At 61.0% G+C, this 19,400-nt stretch carries 13 protein-coding genes and 1 tRNA gene; 13 read left to right on the forward strand and 1 reads right to left on the reverse strand.

The genetic code is table 11. The features are described from left to right. The gene (locus AC3E6W_RS07795; RefSeq protein WP_490652787.1) at positions 1–624 is read right to left on the reverse strand and encodes a superoxide dismutase; all 624 of its coding nucleotides are present in this window, start codon (positions 622–624) and stop codon (positions 1–3) included. A gap of 1,475 nt (positions 625–2,099) precedes the next feature. Here AC3E6W_RS07795 and AC3E6W_RS07800 point away from each other — a divergent pair. From AC3E6W_RS07800 to AC3E6W_RS07860, 13 genes are all read left to right on the forward strand, one after another. Beyond that, positions 2,100–2,648 carry a MarR family winged helix-turn-helix transcriptional regulator gene (locus tag AC3E6W_RS07800; protein ID WP_490652788.1) on the forward strand — a complete coding sequence of 183 codons (549 nt, stop codon included), beginning with the start codon at positions 2,100–2,102 and terminating at the stop codon, positions 2,646–2,648. 539 nt (positions 2,649–3,187) lie between these two features. Next, entirely contained in the window at positions 3,188–3,712 is a 525-nt protein-coding gene (locus AC3E6W_RS07805) for a ferritin (RefSeq protein ID WP_049333759.1), read from the forward strand. Positions 3,713–3,955: 243 nt separating this feature from the next. Continuing rightward, entirely contained in the window at positions 3,956–5,314 is a 1,359-nt protein-coding gene (gene nhaA / locus AC3E6W_RS07810) for a Na+/H+ antiporter NhaA (RefSeq protein WP_490652789.1), read from the forward strand. Positions 5,315–5,356: 42 nt separating this feature from the next. Further along, complete coding sequence (lysX, locus tag AC3E6W_RS07815; protein WP_490652790.1) at positions 5,357–8,809, forward strand: bifunctional lysylphosphatidylglycerol synthetase/lysine--tRNA ligase LysX; 3,453 nt, start codon at positions 5,357–5,359, stop codon at positions 8,807–8,809. A gap of 312 nt (positions 8,810–9,121) precedes the next feature. After that, positions 9,122–10,693, forward strand: coding sequence for an alanine/glycine:cation symporter family protein (locus AC3E6W_RS07820; protein ID WP_070824791.1), 1,572 nt, complete (start codon positions 9,122–9,124; stop codon positions 10,691–10,693). A gap of 203 nt (positions 10,694–10,896) precedes the next feature. Continuing rightward, complete coding sequence (locus AC3E6W_RS07825; RefSeq protein ID WP_049333752.1) at positions 10,897–11,184, forward strand: PLDc N-terminal domain-containing protein; 288 nt, start codon at positions 10,897–10,899, stop codon at positions 11,182–11,184. Positions 11,185–11,309: 125 nt separating this feature from the next. After that, positions 11,310–11,396, forward strand: a tRNA-Leu gene (locus AC3E6W_RS07830). Positions 11,397–11,626: 230 nt separating this feature from the next. Beyond that, on the forward strand, positions 11,627–12,556 hold the full coding sequence (locus AC3E6W_RS07835) for an FHA domain-containing protein (protein ID WP_070648546.1): 930 nt from the start codon (positions 11,627–11,629) through the stop codon (positions 12,554–12,556). Further along, positions 12,556–13,020, forward strand: a complete 465-nt coding sequence (locus AC3E6W_RS07840; protein WP_049333748.1) for an FHA domain-containing protein FhaB/FipA — start codon at positions 12,556–12,558, stop codon at positions 13,018–13,020. Before AC3E6W_RS07835 ends, AC3E6W_RS07840 begins: the two co-directional genes overlap by 1 nt. Positions 13,021–13,023: 3 nt before the next feature. After that, on the forward strand, positions 13,024–14,739 hold the full coding sequence (locus AC3E6W_RS07845; protein ID WP_049345831.1) for a PP2C family protein-serine/threonine phosphatase: 1,716 nt from the start codon (positions 13,024–13,026) through the stop codon (positions 14,737–14,739). Next, positions 14,732–16,192 carry an FtsW/RodA/SpoVE family cell cycle protein gene (locus AC3E6W_RS07850; protein ID WP_049333744.1) on the forward strand — a complete coding sequence of 487 codons (1,461 nt, stop codon included), beginning with the start codon at positions 14,732–14,734 and terminating at the stop codon, positions 16,190–16,192. Before AC3E6W_RS07845 ends, AC3E6W_RS07850 begins: the two co-directional genes overlap by 8 nt. Further along, entirely contained in the window at positions 16,185–17,624 is a 1,440-nt protein-coding gene (locus AC3E6W_RS07855) for a peptidoglycan D,D-transpeptidase FtsI family protein (RefSeq protein ID WP_049333742.1), read from the forward strand. The genes AC3E6W_RS07850 and AC3E6W_RS07855 overlap by 8 nt, the downstream gene beginning before the upstream one ends. Next, positions 17,621–19,372, forward strand: coding sequence for a protein kinase domain-containing protein (locus AC3E6W_RS07860; protein WP_049345821.1), 1,752 nt, complete (start codon positions 17,621–17,623; stop codon positions 19,370–19,372). The genes AC3E6W_RS07855 and AC3E6W_RS07860 overlap by 4 nt, the downstream gene beginning before the upstream one ends. Positions 19,373–19,400 lie beyond the last annotated feature (28 nt).

Genomic DNA, 19,400 nt, shown 5'->3' on the forward strand with positions numbered 1-19,400 from the left:
TTAGAGAACCAGGCCCTTGGTCTGGGACACTGCGCGCTCGAAGCGAGCCTGAACATCTGCCCAGTTCACAATGTTCCAGAATGCCTTGACGTAGTCGCCCTTGACGTTCTGGTAGTCCAGGTAGAATGCGTGCTCCCACATATCCAGCTGCAGAACGGGGATCAGTGCAACGGAGATGTTGCCCTGCTGATCGTAGAGCTGCTCGATAATGAGGCGCTTGCCGACGGTGTCCCACGCGAGGATTGCCCAGCCGGAGCCCTGGATGCTCAGTGCAACGCTGGTGAAGTGCTCGCGGAACTTGTCGAAGGAGCCGAAGAACTCGTCGATTGCTGCTGCCAGCTCGCCAGTGGGCTTGTCGCCACCCTCGGGGGACAGGTTGTTCCAGAAGATGGAGTGGTTGGTGTGGCCACCCAGGTTGAATGCCAGGTCCTTGGAGAGCTTGGAGATGTTGCCGTATGCACCGTTCTCGCGTGCCTCTTCAAGCTGTTCGAGAGCTGCGTTAGCGCCTGCAACGTATGCTGCGTGGTGCTTATCGTGGTGCAGCTCCATGATCTTTGCGGAGATGTGGGGCTCGAGCGCCGCGTAGTCGTAGGGGAGCTCGGGGAGGGTGTACTTTTCAGCCATGATGATGCCTTTCATTAGAAAACTTGGCTTGTATTAAAGATTACCAGCGTAGCGTTTACTTTACTTTTCATGAGTTGGGGAGCGTCACATTTATGTAAGACCTCGCTCGAGCCTGTGGATTTTAAGTAAAGACCTTTCCCCACACCTGTGGATAATCCTGTGTATCAACAGGATTTTCAGGTTCGGCACCCTATTCTGCCTTGAAATATCGGGGTATGCACTCATGTGAATAACAGTGCTGTAAGTTCTCCACACTGTGGAAAACTTCTGTGGATAACATCCTATTTTGGGGATGTGCGGGGGATAAACTACAGAATTTTCGCCCTCATTCGAGGCGTTTTTCCTTCTACTAGCCAAAATATTGAGTGCCAACAGGGCCGCCGAGCGATCTTACGCGCCTCCTTACGCCGGAGGCGGTGGATTAAGTGCACAGGGTTATCCACAACTGTGGAGAAAATCTACATCCGCGGATTTAAAGGCGAGAAACCTTTCGGTTTAAGAATTCCCCCTCGGTTTTAACGAGCGCAGAAGCCTGTAATTACAAGAATTTTCCAGCCGCCCAGAATTTTTAAGGCACATCGGTCCCCCTGCGCAGGGAGCAAGAATCACACGCATGTAAGTTCTCCACACTGTGGAAAACTCCTGTGGATAACCTCTTTTCCGACAGGAACGGGGGGAGACAAGATTGGGGAGACGTACCCCCGGAACGCCAGGGAATCAAACTACCCCGAGGAGCCGCACCAGAGTGCCAAATTTCCGTCGACGCCGACGTCGGGGCGTAAAGGGCAAAAGAAAAGAGCATCCCGCGGTGGGATGCTCTTGAGTGAGTGATAGAGAAACGCAATTAAAAAGATACGGTACGGAATGCAGCCCAACCACGAACTGCATCCGCACCGCACATCCGTCGGTAGAAATACGAGTTACTCGTACACCGACGACAATCACCGATAAATAGAGAGTCGAACCTATCGAAGCGAGCTTCCGGTCTCGCCTCGGAGGCTTCCTTCGACCCCGTTATGTAACCAGTGTACACGGTTTCATAACGTCTGCAAACCTAAAACCGGGGGTTTTTTAAAAAATTTGTTATCGTTTTGTTATTTTTCACCCAGGGCAAGTTCTTTGCACTCTCCAGAATTTTCATCAATACCCCTAAAATCCTTGATATTTCGCGGAAGTTGCCTGGTGGGCCCAAGATGATTTTTGAGTCATTCTCGTTTATACTTGCGGTGGAAATCTTTTTATAAGTGTCTTGAGTCACTAGGCAGATTGCTGTTTTTGCACTTGATGCTCATAAATCGACAACCCTAGCACCCTCCTAAAAATTAGCACCAAAGTGTCAAGCATTACTTGACCGTACCAATTTCAACCTTGAGCGGTTGTTGCTTCGCTACAATGGGTGCCAACCACACCACATCTCTCCCTCGGAGAGTTCCTATTCGATAAAATTCACATCCGATAAAAGAGGAACCGATTCCGTGTCCACACCGACCACACCGCAGCAACCGGACGGCACTGCAAGCCTTGAGTCTCCGCGCTGGCTCTCTGCCGAAGAACGTGAGGGCTGGCTCTTTATCAGCTCCATCATCTTTAACCTCACCCGCCGCCTCGAGAACCAGCTTCAGAGCGAGGCCGGCATTAGCTTCGTCGAGTACATGGTGCTCGCAATGCTTTCCGAGTCAGACGACCTCTCTCTGACCATGACCGAACTGGCCATCACCACAAATACTCTCCCCGCGCGCCTCTCCCGCGTGGTGGCCCGCCTCGAGAAGGACGGATACGTGCGCCGCTCCCTCAGCGCGGAAGATCGCCGCGTCAGCATCTGTCACCTCCTGCCGGCCGGCCAGAAGAAGGTTCAGGAAGTAGCCCCCGGCCACGTCGCTGAGGTGCGCCACCAAATTTTTGACCACCTCACACCCCAGCAGGTCAAGCAGCTTGCGGAGATTGGCGAGGCAGTCCTGGGCGACACCCCCTCGAATGTCATCTCGATTGATGCACTGCAGCGTGGGGACTACCCCACACAATAACCTCCTCCGCCTTCGGGTAAGATTCGCCCCGGGCGAGAGTTGAGAGAACCAGAGATAAGGCACATTCCTCACTGGGAACGTGCCTTATCTCTTTAATAGATTTCTTAAATAGGCTCTTGCAGTCGCGAGCGCTGCGGTACGCGCGAACCTTAAAACCGCTTAAAGTTGCCCCGAGCATCGATACATGCGAAGAATTTTAAAAAAATTTTTTGCGGTATCACGTACCGCTTTGAAATGTCGGATGACCGGCTGTCGGGCGCCGGGGCATCATGCATATACGCGGGATGTTGGGGTGTCTAATGCCGCTTTAAACCGCGAAATCTCAAGGAAACACACCCAATACCACTCAATCCAAAGAAAGTATTCGGGGCATCCGCACTAAGGGTTGTGGCGACAATATGTCAGGGGTACCTCATCTGCCCCACCGATTAGCCTTTTCTCTCTGTACACGCCCCACAGTACCCCGTACGATAAATACCAACAGGTTGCACCGCGCCATCCCGGCGCCTAAAAGCAACCACCATATAAGGAGAAACCATATGTCCAAGTCTTTCTACGACCTTCTGAATGAGCAGATCGGCCACGAGTTCGCAGCATCCCACCAGTACCTGTCCATGGCTATCTGGCTCGACGGTGAGGACCTGCCCCAGCTGGCTAAGTTCTTCTACCGCCAGTCCCTCGAGGAGCGCGAGCACGCACTCATGATGGTTCAGTACAAGCTGGACCGCGGCCACAAGGTCGAGATCCCCGCTGTTCCCGCCGTCAAGAACGACTTCGAGAACGTCCAGGAAATCGTTGACATGTCCCTGGCACAGGAGAAGGTTGTCACCGGCCAGATCGAGGCACTGTTCTCCGCAGCACGCGCTGAGAACTACGCACTGGGCGAGCAGTTCATCCTCTGGTTCCTGAAGGAACAGGTTGAGGAAGTTGCAACCATGGAGACCCTCGTAACCGTTGTAAAGCGCGCAAACGGCAACCTCTTCGACCTGGAGAACTACGTTGCCCGCGAGCTGGGCGACGACCACGGCCAGGAGTCCGGCGCACCCGCCATCGCAGGTGCCTAATCTCGTATTCGTGCGGCTAGGCCCCTAGTCGACCCCGCAGAATACCTGCAGAATCTTTAACGTTCCGCCCTCACCGCATACCGCGGCGAGGGCGGAACGTTTATGCATTTAACACCTGAAAACTCACCACAGTGCACCGTCCAGGAGCTAAAAGCCGCCAGCGGATACTCGAATACTCATACAGTGCAGAGTAAACTTAAAAGCCTTAGATGCCGCATAATATCGCGGCAGAAAGAGGAGAGAATGACTCACACCAACCCAGATACCCTCAGCCGCGGCTCATATAGCAACTCACGCCGCGTAGCCGACATTCTGCGCGCAGAATCCGTCGGCGGTACCGTCTTGCTCATCGCAACGGTGCTGGCAGTAGTACTCGCCAACACCCCCGCCTCCACCTTCTACTTTGACGTGCGAGACACCGTGGTCGGCCCGGCTATCCCCGGTTTCAACCACCTGCAGATGAGCATCGGCACCTGGGCGGCGGACGGCCTGCTCGTCGTTTTCTTCTTCCTCACCGGCCTGGAGCTGAAGAAGGAATTCGTGATTGGTGACCTCAAGTCGCCCTCCACCGCAATTGTGCCGATTGCGGCTGCTTTCGGTGGCGTCATCACCCCCGCAATTATTTACGCGGCGATTAACTTCGGTAGCCCCAGCGCTCTGCACGGCTGGGCTATCCCCACCGCAACCGATATTGCGTTCGCGGTGTCTGTTCTCGCCGCCGTGGGTACTTTCCTCCCCTCGGCGATGCGCGTCTTCCTGCTGACCCTGGCTGTTGTCGACGACCTCATCGCAATCTGCATTATCGCGATTTTCTACACCAATAACTTCCACGGCGAGTACCTGCTCTTCGCGCTGATTCCCCTCGCCCTTTTCGCGTTCATCGCCTACCGCGGTGAGACCATGCTGCACCTGAAGCCTCTCGCCGCATGGGTTCTGCTGTTGCCCCTGGGCATCATCACCTGGGCACTCTTCCTCGAGTCCGGTATTCACGCCACCATTTCCGGCGTGGTTCTGGGCTTCCTGGTGCCCGTGAAGATGTCCGCACGCTCCGAGGCAGCGCACGCAGAACACGGCCTGGCAGAGGTACTGGAGCACCGCTTCCGCCCCCTCTCTACCGGCATCTGCGTGCCCATCTTCGCGTTCTTCAGCGCGGGTGTGGCTGTGGGCGGCTTTGAAGGCCTCGGACGCGCCCTCACCGACTCCGTGGCGGTCGGCATCATGGTTGCGCTGGTTGCAGGTAAGACCATCGGTATTTTCGGTACTACCTGGCTCGTGACTCGCTTCAAGAACGCTAACCTCGACCCGGACGTCGCCTGGATTGACGTGGTCGGTCTGGCTGCAACCGGTGGTATCGGTTTCACCGTGTCTCTGCTGGTCGCTGAGCTGTCCTTCCCGCACGGCTCTCCGCACACCGAGGACGCCAAGATTGCGATTCTCGTCGGCTCCGTGCTCGCCGCAATTGTTGGTGCCATCATCCTGTCTCGCCGTAACAAGCACTACCGTGCCCTGGCTGAGAAGGAAAGCGTGGACGCTGACGACAACGGCATCCCCGACGTCTTCGAGGGAACCTACCGTGACCCGAAGACCGAGCCGAAGGCCTAAAACGCTCACCCGCTACACCCCGATTCCCAGCCGAAGATAACCATGTCTCACCGCATCGAAACCACCGAAAACCACGCTCCCTGCGGGGACCGTCGCACGACGGACAACCCCGCTGAACGCGCGGAATACGTAGCGGATGGGCATGCTCGCCACCGCTCAACCAGCAGGAGGCGGCAGAAACTCGCCGTCCCCTCCCGGTACGCGGAAATTTCGGCACGCTGGGTTATCGGGGTGTACTCGTTTGCCGCGATTCTCACCTCGTTCGCGTGGATTCTCTCGCCGCTACGCCACGGCCGCGGGTTCACCTGGTGGGAGGTCATTGCCGACCTGTTCAACATCCCGTCCACGCACACTCTGCCCAGCGCCATCACCCTGATTGTGGTGGTTTCCGGGCTTATCGCTCGTAAACGCGCCGCCCTATACGTCGTCATTGCCTTCCAGATTTTCGGCGCTCTCCTGGCCTCGCACAGCGCTTTCACTCTCTTTTTTCCCGCCGGCATTATGCCCAAGGACCGGCTCTTCTCCTCGAGCATCGACACGCTCTCGATTCTGTGCGCCGCGCTGCTGGTTCCCTTCCTCGTGACGATTCGTTCGGCATTCCCCGCGCGCGTGGGGCGCCTCTCCTGGGCCGGGGCCCTGGCGACCGCGGTGGGCGGCATCGCCCTCACGACCCTCGCCCTGTGGTACCTCTGCCGGGTGGGCTGGTGGCCCGAGCTACGCCACGTCTCAGTGTGGGAGTTGCTGCTGCACGGGCTGGGCATCGAGCGTATGCATCCGGGCTTGTGGTCCGCAGACCTCGTGGGCTTTATCGCCTCCGTCGGCGATGGTCTCTTCCTCGTGCTGGCTCTTTACCAGCTGGCCCGCGGGTACCGCGCCCCCGATGAGTGGGATGGCGAGAAGGAGCTACAGATTCGCGCCCTGCTACAGCACTACGGCGCAAACGACTCCCTCTCCTATTTTGCGACCCGCCGCGATAAGCAGGTTATCTTCTCCTCCGACCGCAGGGCGGCCATCACTTACCGCACGGTGGGTTCGGTGTGCCTGGCTTCCAGCGACCCCGTGGGCGATCCGCACGCCTGGCAGGACGTCATCGAACGTTGGATGCTGCAGGCCCGCAGCTACGGTTGGGTTCCAGCGGCCCTGAGCGTCAGCGAGGCCGGTGCGCGCGCCTATAGTCGGGCGGGCCTGAGCGTGCTTCAGATGGGCGAGGAGGCGGTGCTCGAGACCGACCGATTCACCCTCAACGACACCTCGATGCTCGCGGTGCGCCAGGCCGTTCAGCGTGTGCGACGCGGCGGGTACGGCGTGCAGATTCGCCGCTACTCCGAGCTTGACGATACCCAGAAGCAGCAGATCCAGCACAATATCGAGGCGTGGCGGCACGGTCGCGTGGAGCGCGGCTTCTCCATGGCGCTGAATCGCGTCAATGATCCGGCGGATCAGTCCACGGTTCTGGTATCGGCCCACGACGGGGAGGGCCGCCTGGTGGCCCTACTGTCCTTCGTGCCCTGGGGCCCCACGGGGCTCTCTCTGGATGTCATGCGCCGCTCCCCCGAGGCCCCCAACGGGGTGGTGGAGTTCATCGTGGCCTCCCTCATGGAGCAGGCCGCTTCACTCGGCGTGCGCAGGGTGTCCCTGAATTTCGCGATGTTTGGGCAGATTTTCGCCGCGGCCGACCGGGTGGGTGCCTCGGCGTGGAATCGTTTCGCTTCCCGTTCCCTGGGCGTGCTGGACCGTTTCTTGCAGCTGCGTCGCCTGTATCGCTTCAACCTGAAGTTCTCCCCGCGCTGGGTACCCCGCTACCTTGCTTGCGAGCCGACGCTGGCGCTTGTGAACGTTGCGGTTGCGGCGAGCGTGGCGGAGGGCTTCCTGCCGGATCTGTCCGCCCGACGCTCGCGGGAGGAGCATCGCACGTTGAGCGAGGGTGAGCTGGTTCTTCTGCGCGAGATGCAACAGGTGCGCGCCGAGGAGCACCCGCAGGTGCCCCGTAGCCAGCAGACGCAGCACCGCCTGCGCCACCTGCAGGAGCTGCGCGATGCCGGCATGAACCCGTACCCCATCGAGGGTGAGGATGTCACCAAAACCCATGGTCGGGATGGCTCTGTTATGGTGCTCAGCGTGCCCGAGGCCCTCAATATATTCTCCCACCAAAATATTCCCGGAAAAGAATATACTGTTTCGGGTCGCGTTCGCGCTCTGCGTGACCACGGTGGAGTCCTCTTTGTGACGCTCTTTGAGGCCGGTAAGACCCTGCAGGTCATCCTAGAGCGTGAGCTCGTTGGTGAGAAGCTCCTAACCCTCGCCTCCCGAGCTCTCGATACCGGTGACCTCATCGAAACCACCGGCACCTACGGCACGAGCCGCACGGGCACCCCCTCGCTCATCGCCTCCGGATGGCGCATGGCCGCTAAGAGCCTGCACCCCATCCCCTTCGATTCCTTCACCGACCCCGAGGCCCGCCTGCGCCGACGCTCGACCGATCTGATCGTGAATCCCGATCAGATGCACAACCTGCGCCTACGCACGGCGGTTATCAAGGCACTGCGCGCGCGTCTGGATGCCGAGGGCTTCCTCGAGGTCGAGACCCCCATCCTGCACACGGTGCACGGCGGGGCGAGCGCACGCCCCTTCCGTACCTACATCAACGCCTACGGCGAGGATCTGACGCTGCGCATCGCCCCCGAGCTGTACCTCAAGCGCCTGGTGGTTGGCGGTAGCGGCCCGGTGTACGAACTGGGCCGAGACTTCCGCAACGAGGGTGCGGACGCAACCCACAACCCCGAATTCACGGTGCTGGAGGCGTACCGCCCCCACGCCGATTACGTGCAGATGCGCCAGCTGACCGAGCGGCTCATCAAGGACGCCGCGCGGGCCGTGTTCGGCACGGTTCAGCTGCCCCTTGGCCCCAAGTCCTCGTCGGAACGCGTGCTGACGGATGTTTCGGGCCCCTGGCGCGTGGTTTCGGTGTGCGATGCCCTTTCGGAGGCGCTGGGCCGCCGCGTCGACCTGCAGACAGATTTCGAGGAGCTCCTGGCCCTCGCGCAGCGTCACGGGGTGCGCGTCCATGAGGGCATGGGGCCGGGCGCCATCATCGAGGAGCTGTACGGCGAGTTGGTGGAGGCCGTCACCGTGGAGCCGACGTTCTACACGGATTTCCCGGCGGAAACGAGCCCGCTTGCGGCTCCGCATCGTAGCGTACCGGGCCTGGCGGAGCGCTGGGACCTGGTCATTAACGGCATGGAGATGGGGTGCGCCTACTCGGAACTGACGGATGCCCTCGTGCAGCGTGAGCGTCTGACGGAGCAGTCGCTGAAGGCCGCCGCGGGTGACCCGGAGGCGATGGAGGTGGATGAGGACTTCCTGTACGCCCTGGAGACGGGTATGCCCCCGACCGGCGGCCTGGGCCTGGGCGTTGATCGCCTTGTGATGCTGCTGGCCCAGACGCAGATTCGCGGCGTGCTTTCGTTCCCGTTCGTGAAACCCCGGCGCTCGTGAAGTTCCGCCAAGATTAGAGGGCAAGGATAGGGCACAGCACCGCGCCTTCTCACCCCGGCACCGCCTCTTCGCGGCCCGCCGGGGCGTGAATGTTTAACCCGACCCTATATTAAGTATTCGTTACAATTTGAGCTCTGCCCCACTTTTAAGTTGCCGAACGAAGCCCGCGAACTCCACAATGAGATGACTAATCGTGCGCATTTTGACCGCGCGCCGCGGATCTAAAGCCGCATCACCAGCAGAGAAGCCCCTCGTAACCCACCCTTCGGTGTGAACGTGTGGGCTTTCGCGCTTTCTAGATTGGAGTACCGAGTGGATTTTCTTCTGAACATCATCGGGGACATAAATGAGCAGACCTCGGGACTGACTTCTTCCGTGTATGCTGTGCAGAACTGGATGTGGAGCAACTTCCTCTACTACGCCCTGATTGCGGCTGGTCTGTACATTACGATTCGTACTCGCGGCGTGCAGTGGCGTTCCATTAAGGAAATGGTCCGTGTTCTGGGTGACCCGGTTGCTCGTGAGGCTGACGGTAAGAAGAGCATCTCTTCGTTCCGTGCGTTTACGGTCTCTGCCGCATCCCGCGTGGGTACCGGTACCGTGGCGGGTGTGGCCCTGGCTATCGCTATGGGCGGTCCCGGCGCTGTGTTCTGGATGTGGGTTATCGCGGCCGTGGGCGCGGCTTCTGCCTTCGCGGAGTCTCTGCTGGGTCAGCTGTACAAGGAGCGCGGTAAGGATTCCTACATCGGTGGTCCCGCGTACTACATGAAGCGCGGTCTGAACGCCCGGTGGATGGGTTACATCTTCGTGGCGTTCATCGTGATTACCTATGCGTTCGTGTTCGTTGCTGTGCAGACTAACGCCGTGGTGGATGCGACCTCGAACTCCCTGGGCATCGACGTGTCGGGTACGAACTCCATGGGCTTCCGCATGGTCGTGGGCGCCGTCATGGTACTGCTGACCGCGGCCATTATTTTCGGTGGTATTCGCGCGATTTCTTCGGTGACCGAGTGGCTGGTTCCGATTATGGCGGTGCTGTACCTACTGCTGGGTCTGCTGGTGGTTCTGCTGAACATCACCCAGATCCCGAACATGCTGCTGATGATTTTCCAGGGCGCGTTCGGCATTAAGGAGTTCGTGACCGGCGGTACCATGGGTGCCGTGATTTGGGGTATGAAGCGCGGTCTGCTGACCAACGAGGCCGGTATGGGTACCGCCCCGAACGCCGGCGCTACCGCTACTATTTCTCACCCGGCTAAGCAGGGCTACGTGCAGACCCTGGGTGTTTACTTTGACACGATGATGGCCTGCACCGTGACCGCGTTTATCGTGCTGCTGTCAAACCCGGCCTACGGTGATAAGTCGCGTGGTGCTTCGCTGACTCAGTCGGCGCTGGCTATGCAGCTGGGCGATTGGGCGGTTCACTTCCTGACTATCGCGATTTTCATGTTTGCGTTCTCGACTGTGATTGGTAACTACTACTACGGCGAGTCGAACATGCGCTTCGTGACCGGGAACAAGGTGGTCCTGACGATTTTCCGCGTGCTGGTTCTGGTGTTCGTGTTCTTCGGCGCGATTTCTTCGCTGGATCTGGTGTGGACGACCGCGGATATGCTGAACGCCGGCATGGTGATTGTGAACTTGACGGCGGTGCTGCTGATGACGCCGAAGGTTGTTGCGGTGCTGAAGAATTACGAGGCGCAGCGTAAGGCCGGCCTGGAGCCGATCTTCAGGGCTTCGGACCTTCCGGAGATTAAGAACCTTGCGGCTTGGGATGGCACGGACGTAGTGACGACCCGCGAGTTCTGGGCCGAGTACGATGCGAAGACGGCCGAGCGTCGCAAGCTGAAGGCCGCCAAGAAGGCTGCGAAGGCCGGTCGCTAGGCTAGCTGACGCGGTTCACCGAGCGTGAGCCGTCGACTGAGAGCTGTGTGAGGGCCCGTTCCCGCCGAATGTGGGGGCGGGCCCTCACGCTATTCGGGGGCCCAACGGTGCGATTCGGCCGGTGGGCGTCGCGTGCACCGGTATTCTGGTGGAGGTGCGCCGCGCGTAGGCGGGGCGCTATTGAGGCATTGTGAGGAGAAGTAATGGACTGGAAGCCCGTAGTGGATATCGTGGTGACCGCGGTTTTCCTGCTGGGTATCGGCCTGGCCCTGTGGGGTCTGCTGACGGTGCACCGTAGCCCGTACTTTTCCGAGGTGCAGAAGCTTAAGTGGCTTCTGCTGGTGCTGTTCCTGCCGTATCTTGGCCCCCTGGTTTGGATTTTGCGGGTTCGTACCGAGCGCGCGGAGGCCGCACAGCGGGAGCTGGAGGCGGCGAAGCGGGACGGGGCTCCACTTGGGGAAGCCGGTGAGGTTGCGGCTCGGGCCGAGTAGTCCGGGTCTAACACCCCCACCCCAACCATTAAGGTAACGAAGGTCACACCATTTCAATTGGACAGTGCATCACGCACCCCGTATAGTTCTATGTGTTGCCTGCGGTGATACACCGTAAGACACTTGCGCGAGTGGCGGAATAGGCAGACGCGCACGGTTCAGGTCCGTGTGCCCGTGAGGGCGTGGGGGTTCAACTCCCCCCTCGCGCACCAACGATCCCCGGTTCGAAAGAACCGGGGATTTTTTCATGCATTAACGGCCCAATCCCCAGACGATACGCGGGATTCCGGGCCGATTCACCCGTGCATCCCCTAAAATGGAACCGGGTGTGTTCACGCACAGAACACACAGCTAACGCACAGGCACGCTCGTTAAACTGAACCCTTTGAGGTATACCGCGAGCGCAGTAGTTGCTCGGATTGGTCGTTGAGAAGGAGGCGGCATGAAGTTTTTCGACAAGCTAGGAAAGCTGGAACAGGGCATCGGCCGCACCGTCGGCTTTTCTAAGGGCTTCGGCACCTTTGAGAAGGCAGATGTCGCCAACCGCGTCCGCATCATGATGGACGACGAGTCTTACGTGGACGGCAGCGGCCGCACCATGGCCCCGAATATTTACACGCTCCGCTTCGCGCCGGTCGATTTTCCGCGCGTGCGCGAGTGGGGCAACCCGTTCGCCGTGGAGCTGTGCGACCTGGCCATCTCTCACGCTCGCGCCCAGGGGTACACCCTCATCGGCGCGGTGCGCGTGACCTTCAACGTTCTCGATTCCCTGGCCGAGGGTGAATTCGAGGTGGTGGCCACCTTCGAGCCGTTCTCGGTTCCGGATGCGCCCGCCTCCCCCACCCTGCGCGGCGCCGCTAACTACGCGCCGGTGCGCCCGCCCCGGGAGTCTTCGCTGCCCACGCGCATCACGAAACCCGCCGCCCAGCCTCAGCCCGCGCAGCCGGTTCAGCCGCAGCAGCCGGTGGCGCAGCCGAACTCTCGTCTCTCGCGCATCCCGCGTAGCGGCCAGGGTGGGCACGCCCCGCAGGGCGCCCACGGTGCCCCGGCGTCCCCGGCCGCTCCCGCCGCGGCGGCTCCCCGTCTTTTCCTGGAGATCAACGGGCGCATGCACCCGATTAGCCACCTGCCCTTCACTCTGGGCCGCGGTTCGGAGTCTGACCTGCGCCTGGACGATAAGGGCGTCTCCCGTCGTCACGTGCAGCTGTCGGCGCATAACGGCGCCGTCGTTGCCACCGACCTGGGGTCCACGAACGGCACCCTCGTCAACGGGGCTCCACTTCGCTCTCCCGTGGTGCTGACCAACGGTTCACTCCTTCGCATGGGCAATACCCGCATCATCTTCCATAGTTCTACCGGAGGTGCCCGTTAATGGCGTCCGAACTAACAGTCACTATTCTTCGCTACGCGTTCCTGGCGCTCATCTGGTTCTTCGTGTTCCTGGTGGTCTCCGCGGCACGCCGCGACCTGGGTCTGGGTAAGAACTACCGCGCAGTGCCTGTGGAGGCTTCCGCCGAGGCCACCCACATCACGCCCCCGCCCTCGCGGCCCTCGCAGTTGATTATTACCGAGGGCGCGCAGGCCGGCGCCATGATGCAGCTGGGCGACCACCCCATCACGATTGGTCGCGCCAACGATATTGAGGTGTCCCTACAGGACGATTACGCTTCGGGCCGTCACGCCCGCCTGTTCCCCCAGGGTTCCCGCTGGTTCCTGGAGGACCTGAACTCGACCAACGGCACGTACGTCAACGGTGAGCGACTGACTCGCGCTACCCCGATTGAACCCGGTGATGAATTCCGCGTGGGCGGCACCACCATGCAGCTGAGGGGGTAGCCGATGAAGATTGCTTTCCGTCTTGAGGCGCGCTCCGATACGGGCCTCAAACGTTCTAAGAACGACGATTCCGGTTACGGCGGCCGCTACCTTGCGGTCGTCGCCGATGGCATGGGCGGCCACGTGGGTGGCGATGTCGCCTCCGCGACCACGGTGCTAAACCTGACCCCGCTGGACCACCCCGACTTTGAGAACGGCACCGGCGGCGTTTACCTGGCCGACGAGATTCAGAGCGCCAACCTGATTATTAACGAGCTGGCCGCAAACGACCCGCAGCTTGCCGGTATGGGCACCACCTGCACCGCGCTACTGATTGACGGCGATTGCATCGAGTTTGCCCACATCGGTGACTCGCGTGCATACCGCCTGCGCCCGGGTGCCGACGGTGAGTTCGAGCAGATTTCGACCGACCACACCTTCGTGCAGCGCCTGCTGAACGAGGGCCGCATTACCCCGGAGGAGGCCGAACACCACCCGCATAAGAACGTGATTATGCGCGTGCTCGGTGACGTTGACGCCTCCCCCGAGCTGGAGCTCAAGACCCTGGACGCCGTCGTGGGCGAGCGCTGGGTGCTGTCCTCGGACGGCCTGGACGCCGTGGTTTCCGTACCCGAAATTGAGCAGGTGATGCGTTCGCACGACGACCTCGCGGAGGTTGCCGACACGCTCATCTCCATGACCCTGGAGCGCGGCGCGCCCGATAACGTGACCGTCGTGGCCCTGCAGGTCATCGACCGCGAGGAACTGCCGGTGGACGAGCCGGTGGGCCCCTCCGCGCTACCCGATTCCGCGCTGCCCGACTCGATTGCGGCGGAGCAGGAAGTCAGCGTGAATACGCAGAAGCTCCCCGAGATTGCCGCAACCGCCGAGGCCGCGGAGGCAACCCTCGCCGCGCTGGAGCAAGAGTCCGCTCACCACAACGTGCGTCGTTTCCGCCGTGCCCGCGACTTTGCCGGAACCCTGCTGCACAGCGGTTCCGATGCGGTGCGCCACCACATCGGAACCTACGACAACGCCGTGGATGCGGCCCTCACCAACGCCGCGATTCTGCGCGGCGAGCTGGGTTCGCGTCCGCATCAGCTGGTCGGTGCCGCCGCGGTGGCGACCGAGACCGGCATGATTCCGGCGGTGACCTCCCGTACCCTGGAGCACCGCGCCACGGTGGCTCAGCGCATGCCGCTAACGGTGGATGAAGCGCCCCTGCCCGCCGAGCTGGAGGAGCTCATCGCGGAGGAGCCGGCCGAACGCACCTCCCGCCGTTCCTGGTCGGTGCGTCTCTTCATCTTCCTGCTGGTGGCGGCTCTGCTGACCCTGGCAGCGTGGACCGGCCTGCGCTACGTGGAGCGTAGCTACTACGTGGGCGAGAGCGACGGCACGGTGGCGGTGTACAACGGTATTCCGCATGCGCTGGGCCCGATTCGCCTCTCGCACGTGGTGGAGAATACCGATATTTCGACCTCGCAGCTCTCCGACCACACCCGCACCCTGCTACGTAATTCGATTACCGCGAAGGACCTGAACGAGGCGCACCAGATTGTGTCGCGCCTGAAGACCCAGGCCGAGCAGAACCGCATCAAGGCGGAACAGGCGGCGTCCGCCTCCGCTTCGCCGACCCCCGATCCGACGGCGACCGCATCGTTGGCTCCCGAGCCCGCGGAATCAGGGGCTGAAACCCCGACCGAATCCCCGAGCACGGAGGGCGGTGAGAACCATGGCTAAGCTGTCGTTCCGACGCGATTCCGATGCGCCACGCGCGCGCCGCTTCACGGAGCTACTATTGCTGGTCGTGGCCGTGGGTATTAGCTCTTTCGGCATGTACCTGATCGACCCGGAGCACGCCCTGGACACTTCGAAGAGCCAGTGGCTTCCCTGCACCATCGTGCTGGGCGCCGGTTCGCTCCTGATCCACCTGGTCCTGCAGTTCCGTGCCCGCTACGCCGACCCGTTCATCCTGCCGCTGGTGGTGGCTCTGAACGGTATCGGTTTGACGATGATTTACCGTCTGGACCCGCAGATTGCCGCGCCGGTGGGCGACGGCCAGCTCATGTGGACGGGCGTGTCCATGGTGCTGTGCGCGGTCATCGTGTTCGTGTTGCGCGACCACCGCGTGCTGCGCAAGGTCACGTACACCTCCCTGGTGCTGTCGATGATTCTGCTCATCATGCCGCTGATTCCCGGCCTGGGCATGGAGTTGAACGGTGCGCGCATCTGGATTCACATCGGCAACCGCACCTTCCAGCCCGGCGAGGTCGCGAAGATTACGCTGGCGATTTTCTTCGCCGGTTACCTGGCAACGCACCGCGACCTGATTCTGGTGGCGGGCCGCCGCATCGGTCCGGTAAACCTGCCGCGACTGCGCGACCTTGCACCGGTGTTCCTGGCCTGGCTCGTGAGCCTGGGTGTTCTGGTATTCCAGAAGGACCTGGGTTCGGCCATCATGTTCTTCGGCCTGTTCATGGCGATGCTGTACCTGGCGACGGGCCGCCTGTCGTGGCTGGTCGTGGCCGGTATCGGTATCGCTGTGGGTGGGTACTTCGCGTACAACTACGTTTCGCACGTGCACGCCCGCATCTACGCGTGGGTTCACGCCTTTGACCCGGATATTTACCAGGCTTCGCCGGGTGGTTCGGGCCAGATTCTACAGGGCGTATTCGGCCTGGCGTACGGCGGCCTGTTTGGTCGCGGCTGGGGTCAGGGCCGAGCGAACCTGGTTCCCTACGCAAACTCCGACATGATCATCTCTTCGCTGGGTGAGGAGCTGGGCCTGATTGGTCTGGGCGCCATCCTGATGATGTTCATGTTGCTGGTTTCGCGCGGCTACCGCGCGGCTCTGGGCACCCGCGACGGCTTCGGTAAGTTGCTGGCGGCGGGCCTGTCCACGGTCATGGTGCTGCAGCTGTTCGTGGTGATTGGCGGCGTGACCCGTCTGATTCCGCTGACGGGTCTGACGACTCCGTTTATGTCGGCGGGCGGTTCGTCGCTGGTGGCCAACTGGATTATTGTGGCGCTGTGGCTGTCGATTTCGCATAGTGCCCGTGCTCCGCACCTGGTGGCCGGTTACGATGCATCGCAGGGTATCGACCATATGGATACCAGCTACGAGCCCGAGGGCGCGACGAGCGTCCTGGCCCGTATCACGGCAAAGGATTCTGGAGGTGAGAAGAATGGATAGGGCGATTCGCCGCATGTGGATGTCAGCCGCGTGCGTGTTTGTCCTGCTGATGGGTACCCTCAGCTATATTCAGTTCTTCGATTCGAAGACCCTGATGGCTAACCCGTGGAATAGCCGAGCACTGTACGACAACTACGGTTCGGCGCGTGGTTCCATCGTGGTGGACGGCACGGAGATTGCTTCCTCGGTGAAGTCCGATGATGAGTACAACTACCAGCGCGTGTACAACCACCCGCTCAAGTACGCGGCTCTGACCGGCTACTTCTCCACCATCTACGGTGCGACCGGCCTGGAAGCCGCCATGGATAAGGAGCTCGCCGGCACGAGCGATAGCCAGTTCTACGATCGCGTGGCGCAGCTCTTCAGCGGTTCCTCCGCTCAGGGTGCCAGCGTGGAGCTGACCATCAACTCGAAGCTTCAGGACATCGCCTACAACGCTCTGCAGGGCCGTAAGGGTGCCGTCGTGGCGCTGAACCCGAAAACCGGCGAGATTCTGGCGATGGCCTCATCCCCCTCCTACGATCCGAACCTGCTGTCCTCCCACTCGGGTTCTTCCGTGATTGCGAACTACCAGGCGCTAACGGCAGATGAGGATCAGCCCCTCTTCAACCGAGCGATTGCCGGTAATACGTACTCGCCGGGTTCGACCTTCAAGATTATTGACGCGGTCGCGGCCCTCGAGTCGGGTAAGTACAACGCCGAGTCGGTTATCGCGAACCCCGCGCAGTTGCCTCTGCCGGGCACGAACATCACCCTGCCGAACTACACGGGCGGCCAGTGTTCCACCCGAACTCAGGCAACGATTGAGTGGGCGTTGGCGCAGTCCTGTAACGCCCCGTTCGCGCAGATTGCGATGGACCTGGGTCAGGAGCGTATCGCTAAGACCGCCGAGAACTTCGGGTACGGTCAGGATTTGAAGATTCCGCTGACCGTGTCGAAGTCTTCGTTCCCTTCGAATATGACGCAGAGCCAGCTGGCTCAGTCGGCCGTCGGTCAGTACAACGTGAAGACCACGCCCCTGCAGGTGGCGATGACCTCCGCGGCGATTGCGAACGGCGGTGTGCAGATGAAGCCGAACCTGATTCGTTCGGTGAAGACCAGCAACCTGAGCACCCTGCAGGAGTTCTCGGCTGAGAAGCTCCGCACCTCCACCTCCCCCGAGGTGGCCAACCAGGTGAAGCAGTGGATGGTGAATTCGGTTGATAATGGTATTGCACGTAATGCCGGTGTCGCGGGCGTGAAGGTGGCGGGTAAGACCGGTACCGCAGAGACGACGGCGGGTTTGAATAATTCTTGGTTCACCGGTTTCGCTCCGGCCGATGACCCTCAGATTGCCATCGCGGTGGTGTACGAAGATATTGACGTGGCGACCGGCGCACAATTGGCAACCGGTACAAGTAAGCAACTTTTTGAGGCGGTGTTGAACAAGTGAGGCCTGCGGCTGATATTACCCTGGGCGGGCGCTACACCCTGACCGAGCGTATCGCAATTGGCGGTATGGGTGAGGTGTGGAAGGCTCGCGATAAGGTGCTTGGTCGCATCGTTGCGGTCAAGATTCTGAAGGAAGAGTACACCGGCGACCCTGGCTTCCTGGAGCGTTTCCGCGCGGAGGCTCGCAATACGGCGCTGCTGAACCACCCCGGCGTGGCGAACGTGTTCGACTACGGCGAGGAGGATAACTCCGCGTACCTGGTGATGGAGCTTGTGCCGGGTAGCCCCCTGTCGAGTATCATCGAGCGCGAGGGTACCCTGCCGCCGGACCGCGTCCTGAACTTTATCGCGCAGACCGCTCGTGCGCTGGCTGCCGCTCACTCGCAGGGCCTGGTGCACCGCGATGTGAAGCCCGGTAACCTGATTATCACCCCGGACGACCGCGTGAAGGTGACCGATTTCGGTATCGCGCGCTTGGCAAACCAGGTGCCGTTGACTGCGACCGGTCAGGTGATGGGTACCGCCCAGTACCTGGCTCCCGAGCAGGCTACCGGCCAGGCTGCGACCGCTTCTTCTGATATGTATTCTCTGGGCATCATCGGTTACGAGTGCCTGGTGGGACGACGCCCGTTCACCGGTGAGTCGCAGATTGCGATTGCGCTGGCTCAGGTGAACGATCCGCCGCCGCCGCTTCCGGAGAGCATTCCGGCTGCGGCACGCGCGCTGATTATGTGCCTGCTGGCGAAGGACCCGGCGCAGCGTCCCAAGGATGCAACCGCCCTGGCCTCCGCGGTGGATGCGATTCGCCGCCGCGACCTGAAGGCAGCGGTGAAGGCTGTGCCCTCCCTGGCCCAGTTCCTGGCCGAGGAGAATGCCGACGATGCAACCGTGGCCATGGACGCCATGAACGTTGCGGCTGAGCCGATTAGCGCCTCCGCCGCACCGCGTTTTGGTTCGGGCGGGCGTTTCTCGCCGGAACCGACCACGGCGCCTATCCCCCGCACGAGCGCCCAGACGGTGCGCACGAGTACGGAGCGTTCTGCCGCGGCGCCCCGTTCCTCGACGAAGCGTGGCCCGAACGTGTGGATGTGGATTGCGATGCTGCTGGCAATCCTGCTGATTCTGGGCGGCATCTGGACCGTGTTCTTCACCAATAATGGTGGAGGCGGCACGTCCCCGGAGACATCGGCGAGCGCTTCGGCCTCTTCGGAACCGACAAACACCGGTAAGGTGTCGACGGTGGAGACGAGCGAGGCTGCTGCCACGACCTCCTCCAAGAAGAAGGTGACCGTGAACGCGGTGAACTACGAGGGTCGTGAGCTGCAGGATGCGGTGAACGAGTTGAAGAACCTCGGCCTTTCCCCCAAGACGGAGGGTGTGGAGTCCACTCAACCGGAGAACACGGTGATTTCGGTTTCCCCGACGGGTACTTTGGAGCAGGGCAATAGCGTCACGGTGCGCTATTCAACCGGTCCGAAGTCGGTGACTCTCCCGTCGAACCTTGAGGGTAAGAACGTGGACGAGGCTTCGAAGGCCGTCGCAGCGCTCGGCGTGAATGTTTCTCTTCACTACGAGAATTCGGATACCGCGGCCCCCGGCACGGTTCTTCGTACTACACCTTCATCTGGCACTAAGGTGACGGTTGGTAGTAATGTAGACATGTATGTGGCCTCTTCCAATTCGGGTAGGGGATCGAGTGCCAGCGCTTCCGCTGCACCGTCTGCGTCGGCTTCCGCCACGGCGCGTTAGCCCCTACGTTTTGATTTAGTTTTTGTCT

It is taken from the genome of Rothia sp. SCPM-O-B-18226 (M350) (assembly GCF_058213595.1).

What these genes read in the sequence shown, in the direction of transcription:
- AC3E6W_RS07840 (WP_049333748.1), top strand. Translation starts at nt 12,556, where the DNA reads ATGGCGTCCGAACTAACAGTCACTATTCTTCGCTACGCGTTCCTGGCG.
- AC3E6W_RS07835 (WP_070648546.1), top strand. Translation starts at nt 11,627, where the DNA reads ATGAAGTTTTTCGACAAGCTAGGAAAGCTGGAACAGGGCATCGGCCGC.
- AC3E6W_RS07850 (WP_049333744.1), top strand. Translation starts at nt 14,732, where the DNA reads ATGGCTAAGCTGTCGTTCCGACGCGATTCCGATGCGCCACGCGCGCGC.
- nhaA (WP_490652789.1), top strand. Translation starts at nt 3,956, where the DNA reads ATGACTCACACCAACCCAGATACCCTCAGCCGCGGCTCATATAGCAAC.
- lysX (WP_490652790.1), top strand. Translation starts at nt 5,357, where the DNA reads ATGTCTCACCGCATCGAAACCACCGAAAACCACGCTCCCTGCGGGGAC.
- AC3E6W_RS07795 (WP_490652787.1), bottom strand. Translation starts at nt 624, where the DNA reads ATGGCTGAAAAGTACACCCTCCCCGAGCTCCCCTACGACTACGCGGCG.
- AC3E6W_RS07845 (WP_049345831.1), top strand. Translation starts at nt 13,024, where the DNA reads ATGAAGATTGCTTTCCGTCTTGAGGCGCGCTCCGATACGGGCCTCAAA.
- AC3E6W_RS07825 (WP_049333752.1), top strand. Translation starts at nt 10,897, where the DNA reads ATGGACTGGAAGCCCGTAGTGGATATCGTGGTGACCGCGGTTTTCCTG.
- AC3E6W_RS07805 (WP_049333759.1), top strand. Translation starts at nt 3,188, where the DNA reads ATGTCCAAGTCTTTCTACGACCTTCTGAATGAGCAGATCGGCCACGAG.
- AC3E6W_RS07855 (WP_049333742.1), top strand. Translation starts at nt 16,185, where the DNA reads ATGGATAGGGCGATTCGCCGCATGTGGATGTCAGCCGCGTGCGTGTTT.